The organism is Klebsiella sp. A52 (assembly GCF_018388785.1).
GTDB classification, from domain to species: Bacteria; Pseudomonadota; Gammaproteobacteria; order Enterobacterales; family Enterobacteriaceae; genus Klebsiella; species Klebsiella aerogenes.
Window position 1 is genome coordinate 2059393 of the sequence record NZ_CP074437.1, and the last position, 19452, is coordinate 2078844.

Sequence of the window (19452 nt, forward strand, 5' to 3'; positions counted from 1 at the left end):
TACGTTTTACGCCCGCCTGACCCGAAGGCCAGACGAGGCGTAATCGCATTCAACGATTAGTGACTAAACGGATTGGAACCGCTGGTCTTCGTCGTACGGGCGGCAGCCGGCTGTGCGGAGGCGGTGTTCGCATAACCGTCAGCGGCGGCGTCCTGCTGCGGGTTTTCCGGCGCGACGCTGTCTGGTGAAGTCGGGATCGCTTTACCCAGCGTGTTGTTCAGCGCAATCAGATCCTGCTCGTTTAGCGTGCCGAGAGCGGACTTGATGTTCAGCTCGTTGATCAGGTAGTTATAACGGGCGTTGGAGAGCTGCTGCTTGGCGTTGTACAGCGTGGTGGTCGCATCCAACACATCAACGATGGTACGTGTACCCACCGAATAACCCGCTTCCATCGCATCCAGGGAGCTCTGCGCAGAGACCACCGCCTGTTTGTAAGCGTTGATGCTGCTGATGGAGGCATTCACGTTGTTAAACGACGAACGCACGGTCTGCACCACGCTACGGTGCGCGCTTTCCAGCTGCTCGCTGGCGCCGACGAAGTTGTACTGCGCCTGTTTCACCTGCGAGTTAACCATCCCGCCCTGATACAGCGGCAGAGAGAAGTTCAGGCCGATTTGGTTCTGGCCGGCATCGTTATCTTTATACTGTTGAATGCTAGTCTGAGAATTAGCATGAGTTTTTGAACCACTATAACTGGTATTCGATACCGAACTTGAAGCGGATAGACTAAGTGTTGGCAAATGACCATCCTGCGCCTGGCGAATCTGCTCACGCGCCAGATCCTGGTTCAAACGCGCCTGCAGCAGCGACAGGTTGCGGTTTTCCGCTTCCTTCAGCAGCGCGTTCACCGCCTGCGGTTTGTTGGTTTTGAAACCGTTAACGTTCAGCGACGCCAGCTCCGGATAGTAGTTGCCGGTGACCTGACGCAGCTCTTCAACGGCGTTGTCGAGGTCGTTACGCGCGGTCACTTCATTTGCCAGCACGGCGTCGTATTGCGAGCGGGCGTTCTGCACGTCGGTGATGGCAACCAGGCCCACGTTAAAACGCTGGGTGGTTTGATCCAACTGGCGGTAGATGGCCTGTTTCTGGGCTTCGGTATAGGAGAGCGTATCGATTGCGGCCAGAACTTTAAAGTAAGCCGTCGCGGTATTCAGAATCAGCGTTTGCTGGTCAGTCTGATAGGTGACATCCTGAATGCCCGCCGCTTTTTCCTGCAGGGTCAGCGCGCGCCATTTCGACATATCGAACAGGGTTTGCGTTAACTGCAGTGAACCACTGGTGACATTGGAATTAAGACCGTTACTGTCACGGAATCCATTGGTATAGGTATAATCCGCGCCCAGACCGAGTTGCGGCAGTAATGGGCTACGCGCTTCGTTGATTTTTTCGAATGCAGCATCGCGATCGGCTGCCGATTTACGCAGATCAGGGTTGCTAATACGCGCCTGCTGATAAACCTGCAACAGGTTCTCTGCCTGGCTCATGGCGCTGAAGCCAGTCAGGCCCAGGCCGATAAGGATGGGAAAAAGTTTCTTCATTTGCATTCCTTGTTGTGAAGCATTTAGCGCTACTCAAATTCTAAAAATAATCGCTGATTGTATCGACTCTGTCGCCGTAAAAAGTTGGCGTTACGTGCCATAGGGCGGTAATTTGCACCAATCTAACATACAGGCTGTAAAACGGTAGCCAAACGGCCTATAAATCCCTACTTTCGGATGAGCAGGACACTGACAATGAGCAAACCCAATCAGCAGGGAATTACCTTCTCTAAAAACGATGTAGAAATTATTGCACGCGAAACGCTTTATCGCGGTTTTTTTTCGCTCGATTTGTATCGTTTTCGCCATCGCCTGTTTAACGGCGGGATGAGCGGCGAGGTGACCCGCGAAATTTTTGAGCGCGGGCACGCCGCGGTCTTGCTACCCTTTGACCCGGTACGCGATGAAGTTGTGCTGGTCGAGCAGATCCGCATTGCCGCCTATGATACCAGCGAGAGCCCGTGGCTGCTGGAAATGGTCGCCGGGATGATAGAAGAAGGCGAAACGGTAGAGGATGTCGCCCGCCGCGAAGCGCTGGAAGAGGCCGGGCTTGAAGTTGGGCGTACCAAACCAATATTAAGCTATCTGGCAAGCCCAGGCGGCACCAGCGAACGGTTATCGATCCTGGTGGGCGAAGTTGATGCATCGACGGCAAAAGGCATTCACGGCCTGGCCGAAGAAAACGAGGATATTCGGGTGCATGTGGTGAGCCGGGAACAGGCTTACCAGTGGGTAGAAGAGGGGAAAATCGACAACGCGGCTTCTGTCATCGCCCTGCAATGGCTGCAGCTGCATTATCATAGCTTACGAAACGAGTGGAAATAATATGAAGCGTTATACACCTGACTTCCCGGAAATGATGCGCCTGTGCGAAACCAATTTCGCCCAGCTGCGCCGCCTGTTGCCTCGCACTGAGGCGGTCGGCGATATGGCGAACTATCAGGTGGGTGCGGCGCAATACCGATTAACGGTGGTCGAATCGACCCGCTACACTACATTGGTGACAATAGAACAGACCCAGCCTGCGGTAAGCTACTGGAGCCTGCCGTCAATGACGGTGCGCCTGTACCACGATGCGATGGTGGCTGAAGTGTGTTCAAGTCAGCAGATTTTTCGCTTCAAAGCGAGATATGATTATCCTAATAAAAAGTTGCATCAACGCGACGAAAAGCATCAAATTAATCAGTTTCTGGCCGACTGGCTGCGTTACTGTTTAGCACATGGAGCGATGGCGATTCCGGTTTGTTAGCGTCGTGAAACCTAAGGACACCATTTGGAAAGCCTGTTAAACCTACCTCTGGCTGGTGAGGCCAGAGTCAGGATATTACAAATTACTGATACTCACCTGTTTGCTGAAAAACATGAAACGCTGTTGGGTATCAATACCTGGGAAAGTTATCAGGCTGTATTGGATGCGATACATGCCTCACAGCGTGAATGCGACCTGATTGTAGCAACAGGCGATCTGGCGCAAGACCACTCCGCCGCGGCCTATCAGCATTTCGCTGAAGGCATCGCGAGCTTTGCCGCACCCTGCGTCTGGCTGCCGGGAAACCATGATTTCCAACCGGCGATGTACAGCACGCTGCACGATGCCGGCATCTCCCCCGCCAAACGCGTCCTGTTGGGCGACCATTGGCAAATCCTGCTGCTCGACAGCCAGGTCTTCGGGGTGCCCCACGGCGAGCTGAGCGATTTCCAACTGGAGTGGCTTGAGCATCAATTGAATGCTGAACCTGAGCGCTACACGCTGCTGTTACTCCATCATCATCCGCTGCCGGCGGGTTGCAGCTGGCTCGATCAGCATAGCCTGCGCAACGCCGGGGCGTTAGACCAAATCCTGAGCAACTATCCGCGGGTTAAGCACCTGCTATGCGGCCATATTCACCAGGAGCTGGATCTCGACTGGAACGGGCGGCGGATGATGGCGACGCCATCGACCTGCGTGCAGTTTAAACCGCACTGCGCTAATTTCACCCTCGATACCGTCTCTCCAGGCTGGCGCTGGCTGGAGCTGCATCCCGATGGCGCGTTGACGACTGAAGTCTGTCGTCTCAGCGGCGCCGAGTTTCACCCGGATATCGCTTCAGAAGGATACTGATGTCTACTCTTCTTTATCTGCACGGATTTAACAGCTCGCCGCGCTCGGCAAAAGCGACGGCGCTGAAAACGTGGCTGGCGCAGCACCACCCGGAAATTAACATGGTGGTGCCGGAACTGCCTGCTTTCCCGGCGCAGGCGGCAGAGATGCTGGAAGCTATCGTGCTGGAGCACGGCGGCGAGCCGTTAGGCGTGGTTGGGTCGTCGCTGGGCGGCTACTACGCCACCTGGCTGTCGCAATGTTTTATGCTGCCGGCGGTGGTGGTTAACCCGGCGGTGCGGCCATTTGAACTGCTGAACAATTTTCTTGGCCCCAATGAGAATCCGTACACCGGGCAGCAATATGTGCTAGAGTCTCGCCATATTTACGATCTTAAAGTCATGCATATCGACCCGCTGGAAGCGCCTGACCTCATCTGGTTATTGCAGCAAACGGGCGATGAAGTGCTTGATTACCGCCAGGCTGTTGACTACTTCGCCTCCTGCCGTCAAACGGTCGAGGAGGGCGGTAATCACGCATTTGTTGGCTTTGAAGATCATTTCACCCAGATTATCGATTTTCTGGGCCTGCGCTAAGCGGTTCAGAACGACCTACGAATACACACCATGACGCAATCTTCATATAACGCTGATGCCATTGAGGTACTCACCGGGCTTGAGCCGGTTCGCCGCCGCCCGGGAATGTACACCGACACAACCCGTCCTAACCATCTTGGTCAGGAAGTTATTGATAACAGTGTGGATGAAGCACTGGCCGGTCACGCCAAACGCGTGGAGGTCATCCTTCATGCCGATCAATCGTTGGAAGTCATTGACGACGGACGCGGGATGCCGGTTGATATCCACCCGGAAGAAGGGGTTCCGGCGGTTGAGCTGATCCTTTGTCGGCTGCACGCGGGCGGGAAGTTTTCTAACAAAAACTACCAGTTCTCCGGCGGCCTCCATGGGGTAGGGATCTCGGTCGTCAACGCCTTGTCTAAACGCGTGGAAGTCAACGTGCGCCGCGATGGCCAGGTCTACAGCATCGCCTTTGAGAACGGGGAAAAAGTTGAAGACCTGCGCGTCACCGGCACCTGCGGTAAACGCAACACCGGGACCAGCGTCCATTTCTGGCCGGATGAAAGCTTCTTCGATAGCCCGCGTTTCTCCGTCTCGCGGCTAACTCACCTGCTAAAAGCGAAAGCGGTGCTGTGCCCGGGCGTGGAAATTGTTTTCCGCGACCAGGTGAACAACAGCGAACAGCGCTGGTGTTATGCGGACGGCCTTAATGATTATCTGTGCGAGGCGGTCAACGGCCTGCCGCTGCTGCCGGAAAAACCGTTTGTCGGTAACTTCTCCGGCGAAACGGAAGCGGTGGATTGGGCGCTGCTGTGGCTGCCGGAAGGCGGCGAACTGCTGACTGAAAGCTACGTCAACCTGATCCCGACCATGCAGGGCGGTACCCACGTTAACGGTCTGCGTCAGGGTCTGCTCGACGCGATGCGCGAGTTCTGCGAATACCGCAATATCCTGCCGCGCGGCGTGAAGCTGTCGGCGGAAGATATCTGGGATCGCTGCGCGTACGTACTGTCGGTGAAGATGCAGGATCCGCAGTTCGCCGGGCAGACGAAAGAACGTCTGTCGTCGCGTCAGTGCGCGGCATTCGTCTCCGGGGTGGTTAAAGACGCCTTCAGCCTGTGGCTGAATCAGAACGTACAGGCGGCGGAGCTGCTGGCGGAAATGGCCATTTCCAGCGCCCAGCGCCGCCTGCGCGCCGCCAAGAAAGTTGTGCGCAAAAAGCTCACCAGCGGCCCGGCGCTGCCGGGTAAGCTGGCGGACTGCACCGCGCAGGACCTGAACCGCACCGAACTGTTCCTCGTCGAAGGGGACTCGGCGGGCGGTTCGGCGAAACAGGCGCGCGACCGTGAATATCAGGCGATCATGCCGCTTAAAGGCAAGATCCTGAATACCTGGGAAGTCTCTTCCGATGAAGTTCTCGCTTCGCAAGAGGTGCACGACATTTCGGTGGCGATTGGTATCGACCCGGATAGCGATGATTTAAGCCAGCTGCGTTACGGTAAAATCTGTATTCTCGCCGATGCCGACTCGGATGGTCTGCACATCGCTACCCTGCTGTGCGCGCTGTTCGTGAAGCATTTCCGTACCCTGGTGAAAGAGGGGCACGTGTACGTCGCGCTGCCGCCGCTGTATCGTATCGACCTGGGTAAAGAGGTTTACTACGCGCTGACGGAAGAAGAAAAAGCCGGCGTGCTGGAGCAGTTGAAGCGTAAGAAAGGCAAGCCGAACGTACAGCGCTTTAAAGGGCTGGGCGAGATGAACCCGATGCAGCTACGTGAAACCACGCTCGACCCGAATACCCGCCGCCTGGTGCAGCTCATCATCACCGATGAAGACGAGCAGCAAACGACCGCGGTGATGGATATGCTGTTGGCCAAGAAGCGTTCGGAAGACCGCCGCAACTGGCTGCAGGAAAAAGGCGATATGGCGGATCTCGAAGCCTGAGCCGACGTCAGCCGCCAGATACGAAAAAGGGAGCCCCAGGCTCCCTTTTTTGCTTTTGCCGGGCTTATACGCCAGCCTGCAAAATGCGGATGCTGGTTTCCAGCACGTCGCCTTTTACCGCTTCGGCGTAAGCCTTCATGTGCGGCGTTTGCAGATGCGCTTCGAGATGCGCGACGCTTTCCCACTGCTCGACCATGACGATCGAATCCGGGGCGGAGGTCTGGAAACTCACGCCGGCGGCGTGGTCAACCAGCGGCGCGTAGCCGTGGCAACCCTCTTCCTGCAGTACCACAGGGACAATTTTAGCGAACTGATCCAGTACCGCCTGACGGTGGTGCTGGCCCGGACGGGTACGAATTTCGGCAATCACTGTTAACATGGTTAACTCAACTCCTTCTGTGTGTAAACTCGCCATACTTCAAGGTTAGTGACTTGAATAACAGCGAGTGTAGACATCTAGTTAACCAAAAATCTCGGCCAGATGCTTGCGATATTCTGCGATGACGTGTGGAACGTCAGGCATTTTAATCACGTCGTTGGCGATAAAGGTCGGCATCGCGCTCATGCCAAGGAACTGATTGGCTTTGTGGAACGGCAGGTAAACGCCATCAACGCCGACGCCGTGGAAGAACTGATCTTTATCGGTGAAAGCTTCCATCGGCGCGTTCCAGGTCAACGACAGCATATACTGTTTGCCCTGAATCAACCCGCCGGAGCCATATTTTTTGCTGTCATCGGAGCGGGTACGGCCATCGCTGGCGTACAGAGAACCATGGCCTTCGGTGAAGACATCATCCATGTACTTTTTCACGGTCCACGGCGCGCCCATCCACCAGCCCGGCATCTGCCAGATAACCACATCGGCCCACAGGAAATTCTGCACTTCTTCTTTTACATCGTACTCGCTTTCCGCGCGGACGATTTTAACATCATGCCCGACGTCGCGCAGATAACCATCCGCGACCTCGGTCAGGGTGTCGTTTAATTGGCCATTAGAGTGAGCGAATTTTTTCGCCCCGTTGATAATCAGGATGTTGCTCATTTTTTGCCCTCAACCTATTAAATTTGTCGGCAATTTTACCCCGCGAAGCGGGGCAGTAAAATGAGCAAAATGTGCAAAGTCTTTTGCATTTTTGGCAATAATGAGGCTACCAGTAAACGCGTGCCTCGAAGCCGCCGTCCGGCGCGTTAGCAAAATCAACCCGCATACCGTGCAGCGAGGCGATGCGGCGAACGATCGATAAGCCTAATCCGCTGCCGGGGGCGTCCTGGCCCGGCGGGCGATAAAAACGCTCGCCAATGCGCGCCAGGGCTTGCGGACTAATGCCTGGACCATTGTCGCGAACCCGGAACTCGCGGGCGGAAAGCGTGATATCCACCCGGCTACCGCGCGGGCTATAGCGCACGGCATTATCCAGCAGATTGCGTACCAGCAGGCTGAGCAGCAGCGGCTGGCCGGTACGGACGATATTGCTGGCATTCAGATGCAGGCGTAGCTCAATGGCGGACTGCTGGGCGTGGTGATACATCTCCATCACCGCCGACTGCAGCAGGTCGTCGATGGCGACCGGCTGCACGTCATCCAGTTGGGCAAGGGAATCCAGACGCGACAGCGTAAGTAATTGATCGACCAGCCGAGTGGCGCGGTCGATGCCCTGATGTAATTGCGCCAACGCTTTATCCCGGCCTTCGGGATCGTCCATCGAAAGCTGGGCGACTTCGGTTTGCACCTTCAGCGCCGCCAGCGGACTGCGCAACTCGTGGGCGGCATCAGAGGTAAAACGGCGCTCGCGCAGCATGGTTTCGTGGGTACGGCTGAATAGCTGATTCAGGGCATCGACCAGCGGGCGAACTTCCGAAGGGATTTTGTCGTCCGACAGACGTTCCGCCGAGTCCGGCGCGCGCTGGCGCAGGGTTCGAGCCAGTTTCTTCAACGGCGCCAGCTCGCGGCTTAATAGCACAATGAGTAACAGGAACATCAGCGGCAGCGCGACCAGCCACGGCGTGAGCTGCGAGGTGACGATATCCACCGCCATCTCCCGGCGATAATCCCACTCCTGACCGACGGCGATACGATGTCGGCCATCGGCGGTGGTCAACCACAAGAAGCGCCATTCGTCGTCATCGCCGCGCAGATAGCCGTCACTGAAGCCTTCGCGTTGCGATCCCCATTGAATATCTTCGCCGTTTTCACCATCGTTGAGCACCATTTTCCCGTCGCGGGTGAAGATAGCGAAGGCCAGCGCGTCATCATCAAGATGGCCGTGTTTTACTTTTTTCTTTTCGCGGATTTGCGTCGGTCGCGCCTGTAGCTCATCGACATTCATCGCGCTCAGGCGGCGGGCGAAGAGCAGTTGTTGGGTATCAAACAGCTTATCCAGCTTTTCGCTGGTCTGCTGCCAGGCGATCACGCAGGCGATCCCCCAGGCGGCGCTGGTCAGCAGGACAAACAGCAGCGTCAGTCGCAGGCGCAGGCTTAAACGGGCGAGTCGTTTCATGCGTCACCCAGGGTATAGCCGATGCCGTGCACGGTGCGGATAAAACCGCTGCCGAGTTTGCGGCGCAGATGATGAACGTGTACTTCCACGGCGTTGCTGGAGACCTCGTCGTCCCAGTTATAGAGCTTTTCCTCGATAAGCTTACGCGGCAATACGCGCCCGGCGTTGCGCATAAGCAGTTCCAGCAGGGCGAACTCCTTCGGCTTCAGCGCCAGGCTTTCGCCGTCGAGGCTGGCGGTTAAGCGGTTTGGATCGAGGCTCACCTTGCCGTGGTGTAGCTCGCTGCTGCTCTGGCCGTGAGCGCGGCGGATCAGCGCTTCGAGACGCGCCGCCACCTCAATCAGGGCGAAGGGTTTACACAGATAGTCATCGGCGCCGAGCTGTAGCCCTTCAACCCGCTGGCTCAGCGCGTCGCGGGCGGTGAGGATCAGCACGGGTTCATTACGGCCTTTATCGCGCCATTCGCGCAGAATATCGAGGCCGTCAATGCCGGGGAGGGTAAGGTCAAGTATCGCGGCGTCGTAAGGGGCGCTATATAAGGCATTTTTACCCTCCTGGCCTGCGGTAAACCAGTCGATGCTGAAGCCCATTTTGCTCAGCCCGGCTTTGATGCCGTCGCCGATCAGTTTGTCATCTTCTACCAATAATATGCGCATGTTTCCCTCCGCCGATCCCGATTCTTTGCGCAGTAAACCGCGTTGAAGCAGGGGATGTACAGCATTAAAATTTCTTTTTTCCGCTTAAGAAGTCGTTAAGTTTTGTCAGGCGTAATAGGAGCCATACCAACACAAAAGGGAGAATATAAGATGAAAAAAATTGCTGCGATGACCGCGATTATTGCTTTGGTTTCCATGCCGGTACTGGCCGCCGGGCAGGGTGGCTTCACCGGGCCGTCGACTACCACCACCACGCAGGCCGGCGGCTTCACCGGGCCGAGCGGCGCGGTGACCACCGTGGCGAACGCCAAGTCGCTGCGTGATGACACCTGGGTGACCCTGCGCGGTAAAATCGTCGAGCGCATCTCTGATGACCTGTATAAATTCCAGGATGCCTCCGGCGTGGTGAACGTCGATATCGACCACAAGCGCTGGAACGGCGTCACCGTCGGCCCGCAGGATACGGTAGAAATTCAGGGTGAAGTCGATAAAGACTGGAACTCGGTCGAGATCGACGTGAAGCAGATCCGTAAAATCACGCCATAACGCCCGCGCCAGAATGCGCAAGATCGGTCAGGAATCGCTATCCTCGCTCTGGCAGAGTGTGTCGCGTGGAGGAGACGATGAACGATATTAAGGCCAGCCCGGCGTACGTCGGGCGTTTTCAGCGAGTCTGTTTGTACATTGAGAACCATCTTGATGAGCCGCTAACGCTGGAGGCGCTGAGCGCGATTGCGTATAGCTCGCCTTACCATTTTCACCGGCAATTTAGCGCGTATACCGGCGTTCCGCTGTACCGGTATATTCAGTGGTTACGCCTGCGGCGCGCCTGTTGGCGCCTGGCTTTCAACCCGCAGGATAAAATCATCGATATTGCCCTTGATGCCGGATTTCAAAATTCGGAGTCGTTCAGTCGCGCCTTCCGTACCGCGTTTGATCAAAGCCCGACTCAGTTCCGTCAGCGACCGGATTGGGGCGAGTGGCATCGGCGCGTACCGAAACATACGCTACAGGAGCAAACTTCGATGGACGTCAACATTATTCAATTTCCAGCCACAAGGATCGCTGTATTGCAACATCGCGGGAGCCCGGACCTGGTCAACGCCACCGCCGCGCGTTTTATCGCATGGCGCAAAACGAGCGGGCTGTCGCCAGTCGCCACCAGCGAAACCTGGGGCATTGCCTGGGACGATCCGCAAACAACGCCAGGCGACGCGTTTCGTTTTGATATCTGCGGCACCGTTGAGCAACCGATTCGCGAAAACGCGTTTGGCGTGATTAACGGCGAGATCCCGGCAGGCCGTTGCGCAGTGGCCCGCCATCACGGTTCGCTGGACACGCTGGCGCAAAGCGTCTGGTTTCTCTATCGCGACTGGCTGCCCGCCTCCGGGGAGACGCTAAGGGATTTTCCGGTGTACTTCCGCTACCTCAATTTTGTGCATGAAGTTGGCGAGCATGAACTCCGCACCGATATTTATTTACCGTTAGCCTGATTGATATCCTCATCCTCTTTAACCGATCTCACTTCCTGTGACTCAGGGCGTGAGATCGGGTATTATCGCGGGTAGTTTTGCCGCCGCAATGGCCGCGTCCCAGATTGAGGATCCACGATTAATGAGCGATATGGCAGAGCGCCTCGCGCTACATGAATTCACGGAAAATGCCTACCTGAACTACTCCATGTACGTCATCATGGACAGGGCATTGCCGTTTATTGGCGATGGCTTAAAGCCGGTTCAGCGCCGCATTGTCTATGCAATGTCCGAGCTGGGCCTGAACGCCAGTGCCAAGTTCAAAAAATCCGCCCGCACCGTCGGCGACGTACTGGGTAAATATCACCCGCACGGCGACAGCGCCTGCTATGAAGCGATGGTGCTGATGGCGCAACCTTTCTCTTACCGCTATCCGCTGGTGGACGGGCAGGGGAACTGGGGGGCGCCGGACGATCCGAAATCCTTCGCGGCGATGCGTTACACCGAATCCCGTCTGTCGAAATACGCCGAGCTGCTGCTCAGTGAGCTCGGCCAGGGCACCGTCGATTGGGTACCGAACTTTGACGGTACGCTGCAGGAGCCGAAAATGCTGCCTGCGCGTCTGCCGAACATTCTGCTGAACGGCACCACCGGCATCGCCGTTGGTATGGCCACCGATATCCCGCCGCACAACCTGCGTGAAGTGGCGCAGGCGGCGATTACGCTGCTGGAAAAACCGAAAACCACCCTCGATGAGCTACTGGATATCGTGCAGGGGCCGGACTACCCGACCGAAGCGGAAATCATTACCCCGCGCGCGGAAATTCGCAAAATCTACCAGAACGGCCGCGGTTCGGTGCGCATGCGCGCCGTGTGGGCGAAAGAAGACGGCGCGGTGGTGATTAGCGCGCTGCCGCATCAGGTGTCCGGCGCGCGCGTGCTGGAGCAGATCGCCGCGCAGATGCGTAACAAAAAGCTGCCGATGGTTGATGACCTGCGTGATGAGTCGGATCATGAAAACCCGACCCGTCTGGTGATCGTGCCGCGTTCCAACCGCGTGGATATGGAGCAGGTGATGAACCACCTGTTCGCCACCACCGATCTGGAAAAGAGCTACCGCATCAACCTCAACATGATCGGCCTGGACAACCGTCCGGCGGTGAAAAACCTGCTTGAAATCCTGACGGAGTGGTTGACCTTCCGTCGTGATACCGTGCGTAACCGCCTGAACTACCGTCTGGAAAAAGTCCTCAAGCGCCTGCACATCCTCGAAGGTTTGCTGGTCGCTTTCCTCAACATTGATGAAGTGATTGAGATAATCCGCCACGAAGATGAACCGAAGCCGGCGCTGATTGCCCGCTTCGGCATCAGCGAAACCCAGGCGGAAGCGATTCTGGAATTAAAACTGCGTCATCTCGCCAGGCTGGAAGAGATGAAGATCCGCGGCGAGCAGAGCGAGCTGGAAAAAGAGCGCGATCAGCTGCAGGCGATTCTGGCGTCTGAGCGCAAGATGAATAACCTGCTGAAGAAAGAGCTGCAGGCCGATGCCGATACCTTCGGCGACGATCGCCGTTCGCCGCTGCGCGAGCGCGAAGAAGCGAAGGCGATGAGCGAGCACGATATGCTGCCGTCCGAGCCGGTCACTATCGTTCTGTCGCAGATGGGCTGGGTGCGTAGCGCCAAAGGTCACGATATCGATGCGCAGGGGCTGAGCTACAAAGCCGGCGATGGCTGGAAAGCGTCGGTGAAAGGCAAGAGCAACCAGCCGGTGGTATTCATTGATACCACCGGGCGCAGCTATGCCATTGACCCGATTACGCTGCCTTCCGCCCGCGGCCAGGGCGAACCGGTCACCGGTAAAGTGACGCTGCCGCCGGGCGCGAGCGTAGAACATATGCTGATGGAGGCAGACGATCAGAAGCTGCTGATGGCTTCCGATGCCGGCTACGGTTTCGTCTGTACCTTCAACGACCTGGTGGCGCGCAACCGCGCCGGTAAAGCGCTGATTACGCTGCCGGAGAACGCGCATGTCATGCCGCCGCTGGTCATTGAAGACGATGCCGATATGCTGTTGGCGATCACCAACGCCGGGCGCATGCTGATGTTCCCGGTGAGCGACCTGCCGCAGCTGTCGAAAGGCAAAGGCAACAAGATTATCAACATTCCGTCGGCGGAAGCCGCCTCCGGCCAGGATGGGCTGGCGCATCTGTTTGTCCTGCCGCCGCAGAGCACGCTGACTATCCACGTCGGCAAGCGTAAGATCAAACTGCGTCCGGAAGAGCTGCAAAAAGTCACCGGCGAGCGCGGTCGTCGCGGTTCGCTGATGCGCGGCCTGCAAAAAATCGACCGCGTGGAGATCGACTCCCCGCGCCGCGCCTCGGCTGGCGACAGCGAAGAGTAAGACCCGCATCCTTCACCTGGCTGGAGGATGCGAAAATTTGCCGCAAAATCGTTGTTTATTCAGGCATTGCGATTAACATGTCCTCCAGGGGCGGAGATTTTCCGCCCCGCGTTGAGAGGGCTGCGGTGTCCTGAACCTGTTATTCTACAGGGATAACGCTAAGCGGTTTGGGTTTCAGAGGAAGCTATGTTATTTATTTTTCGACTAATTTTTGTTGTCATTTATTGCATCGTGGTGTGCATATTTGGCAGTCTTTACTGCTTGTTCAGCCCGCGCAACCCTAAGCACGTCGCGACGTTTGGTCATCTGTTTGGCCGACTGTCCCCGGTATTCGGCCTGAAAGTCGAGCTGCGTAAGCCTGCGGACGCGGAAAGCTACGGCAATGCGATCTACATCGCTAACCACCAGAACAACTATGATATGGTGACAGCGTCGAACATCGTGCAGCCGCCGACGGTTACCGTGGGTAAAAAAAGCCTGTTGTGGATCCCGTTCTTTGGCCAGCTTTACTGGCTGACGGGCAACCTGCTGATTGATCGCAATAACCGAACCAAAGCGCACGGCACTATTGCTGAAGTGGTGAATGCGTTTAAAAAGCGTAAAATTTCGTTCTGGATGTTCCCGGAAGGAACCCGCAGCCGCGGCCGTGGTCTGCTGCCCTTTAAAACCGGCGCGTTCCACGCGGCTATCGCCGCTGGCGTGCCGATTATTCCAGTATGCGTGTCGAATACATCGAACAAAATTAAACTCAATCGCTGGAACAACGGTCTGGTGATTGTCGAGATGCTGCCGCCGGTCGATACCAGCCAGTTTGGTAAAGATAACGTGCGCGCGCTGGCGACACACTGCCGCGAGCTGATGTCCGCTAAAATCGCCGAGCTGGATAAAGAAGTGGCCGAGCGCGAAGCGGCTGGAAAGAAATAATACAGGAAACGCCGCGAACGCGAGCGTATTGCTGGCGGGAAACGAATTCCCTTTTTGCATTGTCAGTATTTCATGGAGTTAATATGTCACTCAGTCGGCGTCAGTTTATTAAGGCTTCAGGTGTAGCGCTGTGCGCGGGCGCCGCGCCGCTGAAGGCTCATGCCGCCGGCCAGCAGCCGGCGCTCCCCATACCGCCTCTGCTGGAATCCCGTCGCGGTCAGCCGCTGTTTCTGACCCTGCAACGTTCCCACTGGTCATTCACCCAGGGCACGCGCGCGCCGGTATGGGGCATCAATGGCCGCTACCTGGGGCCGACCATTCGCGTCTGGAATGGCGATGACGTCAAACTTATCTACAGTAACCGCCTGACCGAAAACGTCGCCATGACGATTCGCGGCCTGCAGGTGCCGGGGCCGCTGATTGGCGGCGCGGCGCGCATGATGTCGCCGAATGCGGATTGGGCGCCGGTGCTGCCGATCCGCCAGGGCGCGGCCACGCTGTGGTATCAGGCGAATACCCCGAACCGGATGGCGAAACAGGTTTACAACGGTCTGGCGGGAATGTGGCTGGTGGAAGACGAGGTCAGCAAAAACCTGCCGATCCCAAACCACTACGGCGTTGATGACTTCCCGGTGATTATTCAGGATAAGCGGCTGGATAACTTCGGTACCCCGGAATATAGCGAACCGGGCAGCGGCGGCTTCGTTGGCGATACCCTGTTGGTCAACGGCGCGCAGGGGCCGTATGTCGAAGTCTCTCGCGGCTGGGTACGACTGCGTTTGCTGAATGCGTCTAACTCGCGCCGCTATCAGTTGCAGATGAGCGATGGTCGTCTGCTGCACGTTATCTCAGGCGATCAGGGCTTCCTGCCGGCGCCGGTCTCACTTAAGCAATTGTCGCTGGCCCCCGGCGAGCGGCGAGAAATTCTGGTGGATATGACCAACGGCGATGAAGTGTCGATTACCTGCGGCGAAGCGGCGAGCATCGTCGACCGTATCCGCGGTTTCTTCGAGCCGTCGAGCATTTTGATCTCCACGCTGGTGCTGACGCTGCGTCCGACCGGCCTGCTGCCGCTGGTTACCGATAGCCTGCCGGTGCGGCTGCTGCCGACCGAGCTGCTCTCCGGCACGCCGCTGCGCAGCCGCGATATTACACTCGGCGACGACCCCGGCATCAATGGCCAACTGTGGGATCCGCAGCGTATTGATATCACCGCCCAGCAGGGAACGTGGGAGCGCTGGACCGTGCGCGCCGACCGCCCGCAGTCGTTCCATATTGAAGGCGTGATGTTCCAGATCCGTAACGTTAATGGAACGATGCCGTTCCCGGAAGACCGAGGCTGGAAAGATACCGTATGGATCGACGGGCAGGTAGAACTGCTGGTGTATTACAATCAGCCTTCCTGGCCGCACTTCCCGTTCCAGTACCTGAGCCAGACGCTGGAGCTCGCCGACCGCGGCTCGATTGGCCAGATTCTGGTGAATCCGGCGCCATAATATCCGCAACCCTGGCCGCAATACGGTCAGGGTTTGAGAAAATCCTCCTTCATTTCCACTATCATTCCGGCTTATAATCCACGCCCTTTTGGTTATTTTTTTATCATTTTCCCCGGAAGCAATATGAGCGCAATATCCCTGATCCAGCCGGATCGTGACCTATTTTCCTGGCCGCAATACTGGGCTGCCTGTTTTGGCCCTGCGCCATTTTTACCAATGTCGCGTGAAGAGATGGATCAACTTGGCTGGGATAGCTGCGACATTATTCTGGTGACCGGCGACGCCTACGTCGACCATCCAAGCTTCGGCATGGCTATCTGCGGCCGTATGCTGGAAGCGCAGGGCTTCCGCGTAGGGATCATCTCCCAGCCGGACTGGAACAGCAAAGAAGACTTCATGCGCCTGGGTAAGCCGAATCTGTTCTTCGGCGTGACCGCGGGCAATATGGACTCAATGATCAACCGCTATACCGCCGACCGTAAGCTGCGCCATGACGACGCCTATACCGCCGGCAACGTCGCGGGTAAGCGCCCGGACCGCGCGACGCTGGTTTATACCCAGCGCTGTAAAGAGGCATGGAAAGACGTGCCGGTGATCCTCGGCGGTATTGAGGCCAGCCTGCGCCGGACCGCGCACTACGATTATTGGTCCGATACCGTGCGCCGCTCGGTGCTGGTGGATTCGAAAGCCGATATGCTGATGTTCGGCAACGGCGAGCGCCCGCTGGTTGAAGTGGCGCATCGTCTGGCGATGGGCGAGGCCATCGGCGATATTCGCGATGTGCGTAATACCGCGATCATGGTAAAAGAGGCGCTGCCGGGCTGGAGCGGCGTTGACTCCACGCGTCTGGATACGCCGGGCAAAATCGACCCGATTCCGCATCCGTACGGTGAAGACCTGCCGTGCGCAGACAACAAACCGGTGGCGCCGAAAAAAGCCGAGGCCAAAGCCGTTGTCGTGCAGCCGCCGCGGCCAAAACCGTGGGAAAAAACCTACGTATTACTGCCATCCTTTGAGAAGGTCAAAGGCGACAAAGTGCTGTACGCTCACGCGTCGCGCATTCTGCACCATGAAACCAACCCAGGCTGCGCCCGCGCGCTGATGCAAAAGCACGGCGAGCGTTATATCTGGGTTAACCCGCCGGCGATCCCGCTGTCGACTGAAGAGATGGACAGCGTCTTTGCGCTGCCGTACAAGCGTGTGCCGCATCCTTCTTATGGCGATGCGCGTATCCCGGCCTACGAGATGATTCGCTTCTCCATCAACATCATGCGCGGTTGTTTCGGGGGCTGTTCTTTCTGCTCGATCACCGAACACGAAGGGCGCATCATCCAGAGCCGCTCTGAGGATTCGATCATTAATGAAATCGAAGCGATTCGCGACACGGTTCCCGGCTTTACCGGCATTATTTCCGATCTTGGCGGCCCAACCGCCAATATGTATATGCTGCGCTGTAAATCGCCGCGAGCCGAGCAGACCTGCCGTCGTCTCTCGTGCGTCTACCCGGATATCTGCCCGCACATGGATACCAACCATGAGCCGACGATCAATCTGTACCGTCGCGCCCGTGACCTGAAAGGCATCAAGAAAATCCTTATCGCATCGGGTGTGCGTTACGACATCGCCGTAGAGGATCCACGCTATATCAAAGAGCTGGCGACCCACCACGTCGGCGGCTACCTGAAGATCGCCCCGGAGCATACCGAAGAGGGGCCGCTGTCGAAGATGATGAAGCCGGGCATGGGCAGCTACGACCGCTTTAAAGAGCTGTTTGATACCTATTCGAAGCAGGCGGGTAAAGAACAGTACCTGATCCCGTACTTTATTTCCGCCCACCCCGGGACGCGCGATGAAGATATGGTGAATCTGGCGCTGTGGCTGAAGCGTCATCGCTTCCGTCTCGACCAGGTACAGAACTTCTATCCGTCGCCGCTGGCGAACTCAACCACCATGTATTACACCGGCAAGAACCCGCTGGGTAAAATCGGCTATAAGAGCGAGGACGTGGTGGTGCCGAAGGGCGATAAACAGCGCCGTCTGCATAAAGCGCTGCTGCGCTATCACGATCCGGCAAACTGGCCGCTGATCCGTCAGGCGCTGGAGGCGATGGGTAAAAAGCATCTGATTGGTTCACGCCGTGACTGCCTGGTACCGGCGCCGACGCTGGACGAGATGCGTGAAGCGCGTCGCCAGAACCGTCATACCCGCCCGGCGCTGACGAAGCATACGCCGGTTGCGCATCAGCGCCAGACGCCGGCCGCTCCGGGGGCGAAAAAGCGTATTAAGCCGAAGACAGCGTCCCGCTAAGACGCTTCCCCGGCGGTTGCGATCGCCGGGGGAAAGCCTGTCATATAAGGAGAGAGAACGATAATGACGCCGGTAATCCTGTCGCGACAGCAATTGGAAATGTTGTGGGAGATAGATCGCAGTGAAATTATCGACACCCTTTATAAGCTCGATAATGGCCGGCTTCAGGCGTACCCGCAATATTATGATGTGCGAGGTTGGGATCCTCACGATCGCCAGATTTATACGCCTATTCACGAGGCCTGCTACGATCGCGGCGGTATTTTTTTCGCCTTTTTCGAACAGGATAAAATCATTGCCGCGGCGGCGATTGATACCTTGCCACGGGGTGAAAATGGCGATCTACGCCAACTGTTATTCTTTTATGTGGGCGCGGCGCAGCGCGGTCAGGGATGGGGGCGACGTCTGTTTGATTATGCGCTGCAACAGCTTCCTGCCCTTGACGCATCCGGCCTGTATATTTCGTCCATCCCTAACAAAAGTACCGTTGATTTTTATCTTTCCCAGGGATGTCAATTAATTGATGAGCCCGACCCGGAGCTGTTTGCGCTGGAGCCTGAGGATATCCATTTAATTTGCGAAAGCCTTTAGCGCCGCGCGGCGCTAAAGGCAAAAGTGAAGGGGATTACCCGCCGAACTGATCCGGGTCGGGGCCGAGACGTTTCCCCTGGTCCAGCTTAGCGATTTCACTGAGTTCGTCTTTGTCGAGACGGAAGTCCCAGACGTCAAAGTTTTCCGCAATACGCGATGGCGTGACGGATTTCGGGATCACCACCAGTCCGCTGTCGAGATGCCAGCGAATGACGATTTGCGCCGGCGTTTTGCCATATTTATCCGCCAGATGGTGAATAATCTTCTGATCGAAAACTCCCTTGCCGCCCTGCGCTAATGGGCTCCAGGATTCGGTCTGGATTTTGTGGGTGGCGTTCCAGGCGTGCAGCTGGCGCTGCTGCATTAACGGGTGCAGCTCAATCTGGTTGATCACCGGAGCGACGCCGGTTTCATCGATCAGCTTTTGCAGATGCGGCACCTGGAAATTACACACCCCGATGCTTTTTGCCAGCCCCTGCTGCTGCAGTTCGATCAGCGCCTGCCAGGCTTCGACGTAATGGCCTATCGCTGGCACCGGCCAGTGGATTAAATAGAGATCCACATAGTCCAGTTTCAGCTTGCTGAGGCTCTCTTTTAGCGCTTCATGCGGCCGTTTTTGATCGTCATTCCACAGTTTGGTGGTGATGAAGAGCTCATCGCGATTGACGCCCGCGCTGCTTAACGCGTTGCCGACGCCAGCCTCATTTTGGTACGCGGCGGCGGTGTCAAAAGAACGATAACCGACTTCCAGCGCCTTATGAATGGCGGAGACGACTTCCTCGTTGCCTGCTTTCCACACGCCGAGACCCAGCTGCGGCATCAGGTTGCCGTCGTGTAGTTTAATAACGGTTGGATGTGTCATGCCTTCCTCCTGTTAATGAACTCAGCGTGAAAAATCCGCCGAGGGGTAGCATTAAGTCTGGACGAAATAGCTAAAAACGGTAGTAAAAACACCTCTCCCGGACGT

Annotated in this window: 17 protein-coding genes and 1 pseudogene; 12 read left to right on the top strand and 6 right to left on the bottom strand. The window is 56.9% G+C overall.

Going from position 1 to position 19452, the window contains the following annotated elements; genetic code table 11:
- Positions 1–56 precede the first annotated feature (56 nt).
- Positions 57–1538 carry an outer membrane channel protein TolC gene (tolC, locus tag KGA69_RS09715; RefSeq protein WP_045392183.1) on the bottom strand — a complete coding sequence of 494 codons (1482 nt, stop codon included), beginning with the start codon at positions 1536–1538 and terminating at the stop codon, positions 57–59.
- 195 nt (positions 1539–1733) lie between these two features.
- On the opposite strand from tolC, the gene nudF reads away from it, so the two are divergent.
- The 5 genes from nudF to parE are packed head-to-tail and all read left to right on the top strand — an operon-like array spanning position 1734 to position 6140.
- Entirely contained in the window at positions 1734–2363 is a 630-nt protein-coding gene (nudF, locus tag KGA69_RS09720) for an ADP-ribose diphosphatase (RefSeq protein WP_015369649.1), read from the top strand.
- A 1-nt stretch (position 2364) separates the two neighbouring features.
- Positions 2365–2787, top strand: a complete 423-nt coding sequence (locus KGA69_RS09725; RefSeq protein ID WP_045392180.1) for a DUF1249 family protein — start codon at positions 2365–2367, stop codon at positions 2785–2787.
- A 24-nt stretch (positions 2788–2811) separates the two neighbouring features.
- The gene (cpdA, locus tag KGA69_RS09730) at positions 2812–3639 is read left to right on the top strand and encodes a 3',5'-cyclic-AMP phosphodiesterase (RefSeq protein ID WP_045392177.1); all 828 of its coding nucleotides are present in this window, start codon (positions 2812–2814) and stop codon (positions 3637–3639) included.
- Entirely contained in the window at positions 3639–4214 is a 576-nt protein-coding gene (yqiA, locus tag KGA69_RS09735) for an esterase YqiA (protein WP_045392174.1), read from the top strand. The genes cpdA and yqiA overlap by 1 nt, the downstream gene beginning before the upstream one ends.
- A 30-nt stretch (positions 4215–4244) precedes the next feature.
- Positions 4245–6140, top strand: coding sequence for a DNA topoisomerase IV subunit B (gene parE / locus KGA69_RS09740; RefSeq protein ID WP_015369653.1), 1896 nt, complete (start codon positions 4245–4247; stop codon positions 6138–6140).
- A 64-nt stretch (positions 6141–6204) separates the two neighbouring features.
- Here the strand turns inward: parE and KGA69_RS09745 are convergent, their stop codons facing one another.
- The 4 genes from KGA69_RS09745 to qseB all read right to left on the bottom strand — a co-directional run bounded on the left by KGA69_RS09745 (position 6205) and on the right by qseB (position 9294).
- Complete coding sequence (locus KGA69_RS09745) at positions 6205–6519, bottom strand: putative quinol monooxygenase (RefSeq protein WP_015369654.1); 315 nt, start codon at positions 6517–6519, stop codon at positions 6205–6207.
- Between the two features lie 81 nt (positions 6520–6600).
- Positions 6601–7182 (bottom strand): NAD(P)H-dependent oxidoreductase, encoded by a 582-nt coding sequence (locus KGA69_RS09750; protein ID WP_020077910.1) that lies wholly within the window; start codon positions 7180–7182, stop codon positions 6601–6603.
- Positions 7183–7288: 106 nt separating this feature from the next.
- Positions 7289–8638 (bottom strand): quorum sensing histidine kinase QseC, encoded by a 1350-nt coding sequence (gene qseC / locus KGA69_RS09755; protein WP_045392171.1) that lies wholly within the window; start codon positions 8636–8638, stop codon positions 7289–7291.
- Positions 8635–9294, bottom strand: a complete 660-nt coding sequence (gene qseB, locus KGA69_RS09760) for a quorum sensing response regulator transcription factor QseB (RefSeq protein ID WP_048229485.1) — start codon at positions 9292–9294, stop codon at positions 8635–8637. The genes qseC and qseB overlap by 4 nt, the downstream gene beginning before the upstream one ends.
- A gap of 150 nt (positions 9295–9444) precedes the next feature.
- Here qseB and KGA69_RS09765 point away from each other — a divergent pair, with 150 nt between their 5' ends.
- The 7 genes and pseudogenes from KGA69_RS09765 to KGA69_RS09795 all read left to right on the top strand — a co-directional run bounded on the left by KGA69_RS09765 (position 9445) and on the right by KGA69_RS09795 (position 18485).
- Positions 9445–9840: a YgiW/YdeI family stress tolerance OB fold protein gene (locus tag KGA69_RS09765; protein WP_045392168.1), complete on the top strand. Its 396-nt coding sequence runs from the start codon at positions 9445–9447 to the stop codon at positions 9838–9840.
- A gap of 77 nt (positions 9841–9917) precedes the next feature.
- Positions 9918–10787 (top strand): AraC family transcriptional regulator, encoded by an 870-nt coding sequence (locus KGA69_RS09770; RefSeq protein ID WP_045392165.1) that lies wholly within the window; start codon positions 9918–9920, stop codon positions 10785–10787.
- A 121-nt stretch (positions 10788–10908) separates the two neighbouring features.
- Entirely contained in the window at positions 10909–13167 is a 2259-nt protein-coding gene (parC, locus tag KGA69_RS09775) for a DNA topoisomerase IV subunit A (protein ID WP_045392162.1), read from the top strand.
- Positions 13168–13353: 186 nt separating this feature from the next.
- Complete coding sequence (gene plsC, locus KGA69_RS09780) at positions 13354–14091, top strand: 1-acylglycerol-3-phosphate O-acyltransferase (protein WP_045377717.1); 738 nt, start codon at positions 13354–13356, stop codon at positions 14089–14091.
- Positions 14092–14174: 83 nt separating this feature from the next.
- On the top strand, positions 14175–15587 hold the full coding sequence (ftsP, locus tag KGA69_RS09785) for a cell division protein FtsP (RefSeq protein ID WP_045392156.1): 1413 nt from the start codon (positions 14175–14177) through the stop codon (positions 15585–15587).
- Between the two features lie 33 nt (positions 15588–15620).
- Positions 15621–17958, top strand: a pseudogene (locus KGA69_RS09790) (YgiQ family radical SAM protein).
- Positions 17958–18485: a GNAT family N-acetyltransferase gene (locus KGA69_RS09795; protein WP_213293044.1), complete on the top strand. Its 528-nt coding sequence runs from the start codon at positions 17958–17960 to the stop codon at positions 18483–18485. Before KGA69_RS09790 ends, KGA69_RS09795 begins: the two are co-directional and overlap by 1 nt.
- Before the next feature lie 34 nt (positions 18486–18519).
- On the opposite strand, the gene dkgA is transcribed toward KGA69_RS09795, so the two are convergent.
- Positions 18520–19347, bottom strand: a complete 828-nt coding sequence (gene dkgA, locus KGA69_RS09800; RefSeq protein WP_015369664.1) for a 2,5-didehydrogluconate reductase DkgA — start codon at positions 19345–19347, stop codon at positions 18520–18522.
- Positions 19348–19452: the final 105 nt, after the last annotated feature.

Coding starts and splice junctions, on each gene's coding strand:
- tolC (WP_045392183.1), bottom strand. CDS start 1,538: ATGAAGAAACTTTTTCCCATCCTTATCGGCCTGGGCCTGACTGGCTTC.
- nudF (WP_015369649.1), top strand. CDS start 1,734: ATGAGCAAACCCAATCAGCAGGGAATTACCTTCTCTAAAAACGATGTA.
- KGA69_RS09725 (WP_045392180.1), top strand. CDS start 2,365: ATGAAGCGTTATACACCTGACTTCCCGGAAATGATGCGCCTGTGCGAA.
- yqiA (WP_045392174.1), top strand. CDS start 3,639: ATGTCTACTCTTCTTTATCTGCACGGATTTAACAGCTCGCCGCGCTCG.
- parE (WP_015369653.1), top strand. CDS start 4,245: ATGACGCAATCTTCATATAACGCTGATGCCATTGAGGTACTCACCGGG.
- KGA69_RS09745 (WP_015369654.1), bottom strand. CDS start 6,519: ATGTTAACAGTGATTGCCGAAATTCGTACCCGTCCGGGCCAGCACCAC.
- KGA69_RS09750 (WP_020077910.1), bottom strand. CDS start 7,182: ATGAGCAACATCCTGATTATCAACGGGGCGAAAAAATTCGCTCACTCT.
- qseC (WP_045392171.1), bottom strand. CDS start 8,638: ATGAAACGACTCGCCCGTTTAAGCCTGCGCCTGCGACTGACGCTGCTG.
- qseB (WP_048229485.1), bottom strand. CDS start 9,294: ATGCGCATATTATTGGTAGAAGATGACAAACTGATCGGCGACGGCATC.
- KGA69_RS09765 (WP_045392168.1), top strand. CDS start 9,445: ATGAAAAAAATTGCTGCGATGACCGCGATTATTGCTTTGGTTTCCATG.
- KGA69_RS09770 (WP_045392165.1), top strand. CDS start 9,918: ATGAACGATATTAAGGCCAGCCCGGCGTACGTCGGGCGTTTTCAGCGA.
- parC (WP_045392162.1), top strand. CDS start 10,909: ATGAGCGATATGGCAGAGCGCCTCGCGCTACATGAATTCACGGAAAAT.
- plsC (WP_045377717.1), top strand. CDS start 13,354: ATGTTATTTATTTTTCGACTAATTTTTGTTGTCATTTATTGCATCGTG.
- ftsP (WP_045392156.1), top strand. CDS start 14,175: ATGTCACTCAGTCGGCGTCAGTTTATTAAGGCTTCAGGTGTAGCGCTG.
- KGA69_RS09795 (WP_213293044.1), top strand. CDS start 17,958: ATGACGCCGGTAATCCTGTCGCGACAGCAATTGGAAATGTTGTGGGAG.
- dkgA (WP_015369664.1), bottom strand. CDS start 19,347: ATGACACATCCAACCGTTATTAAACTACACGACGGCAACCTGATGCCG.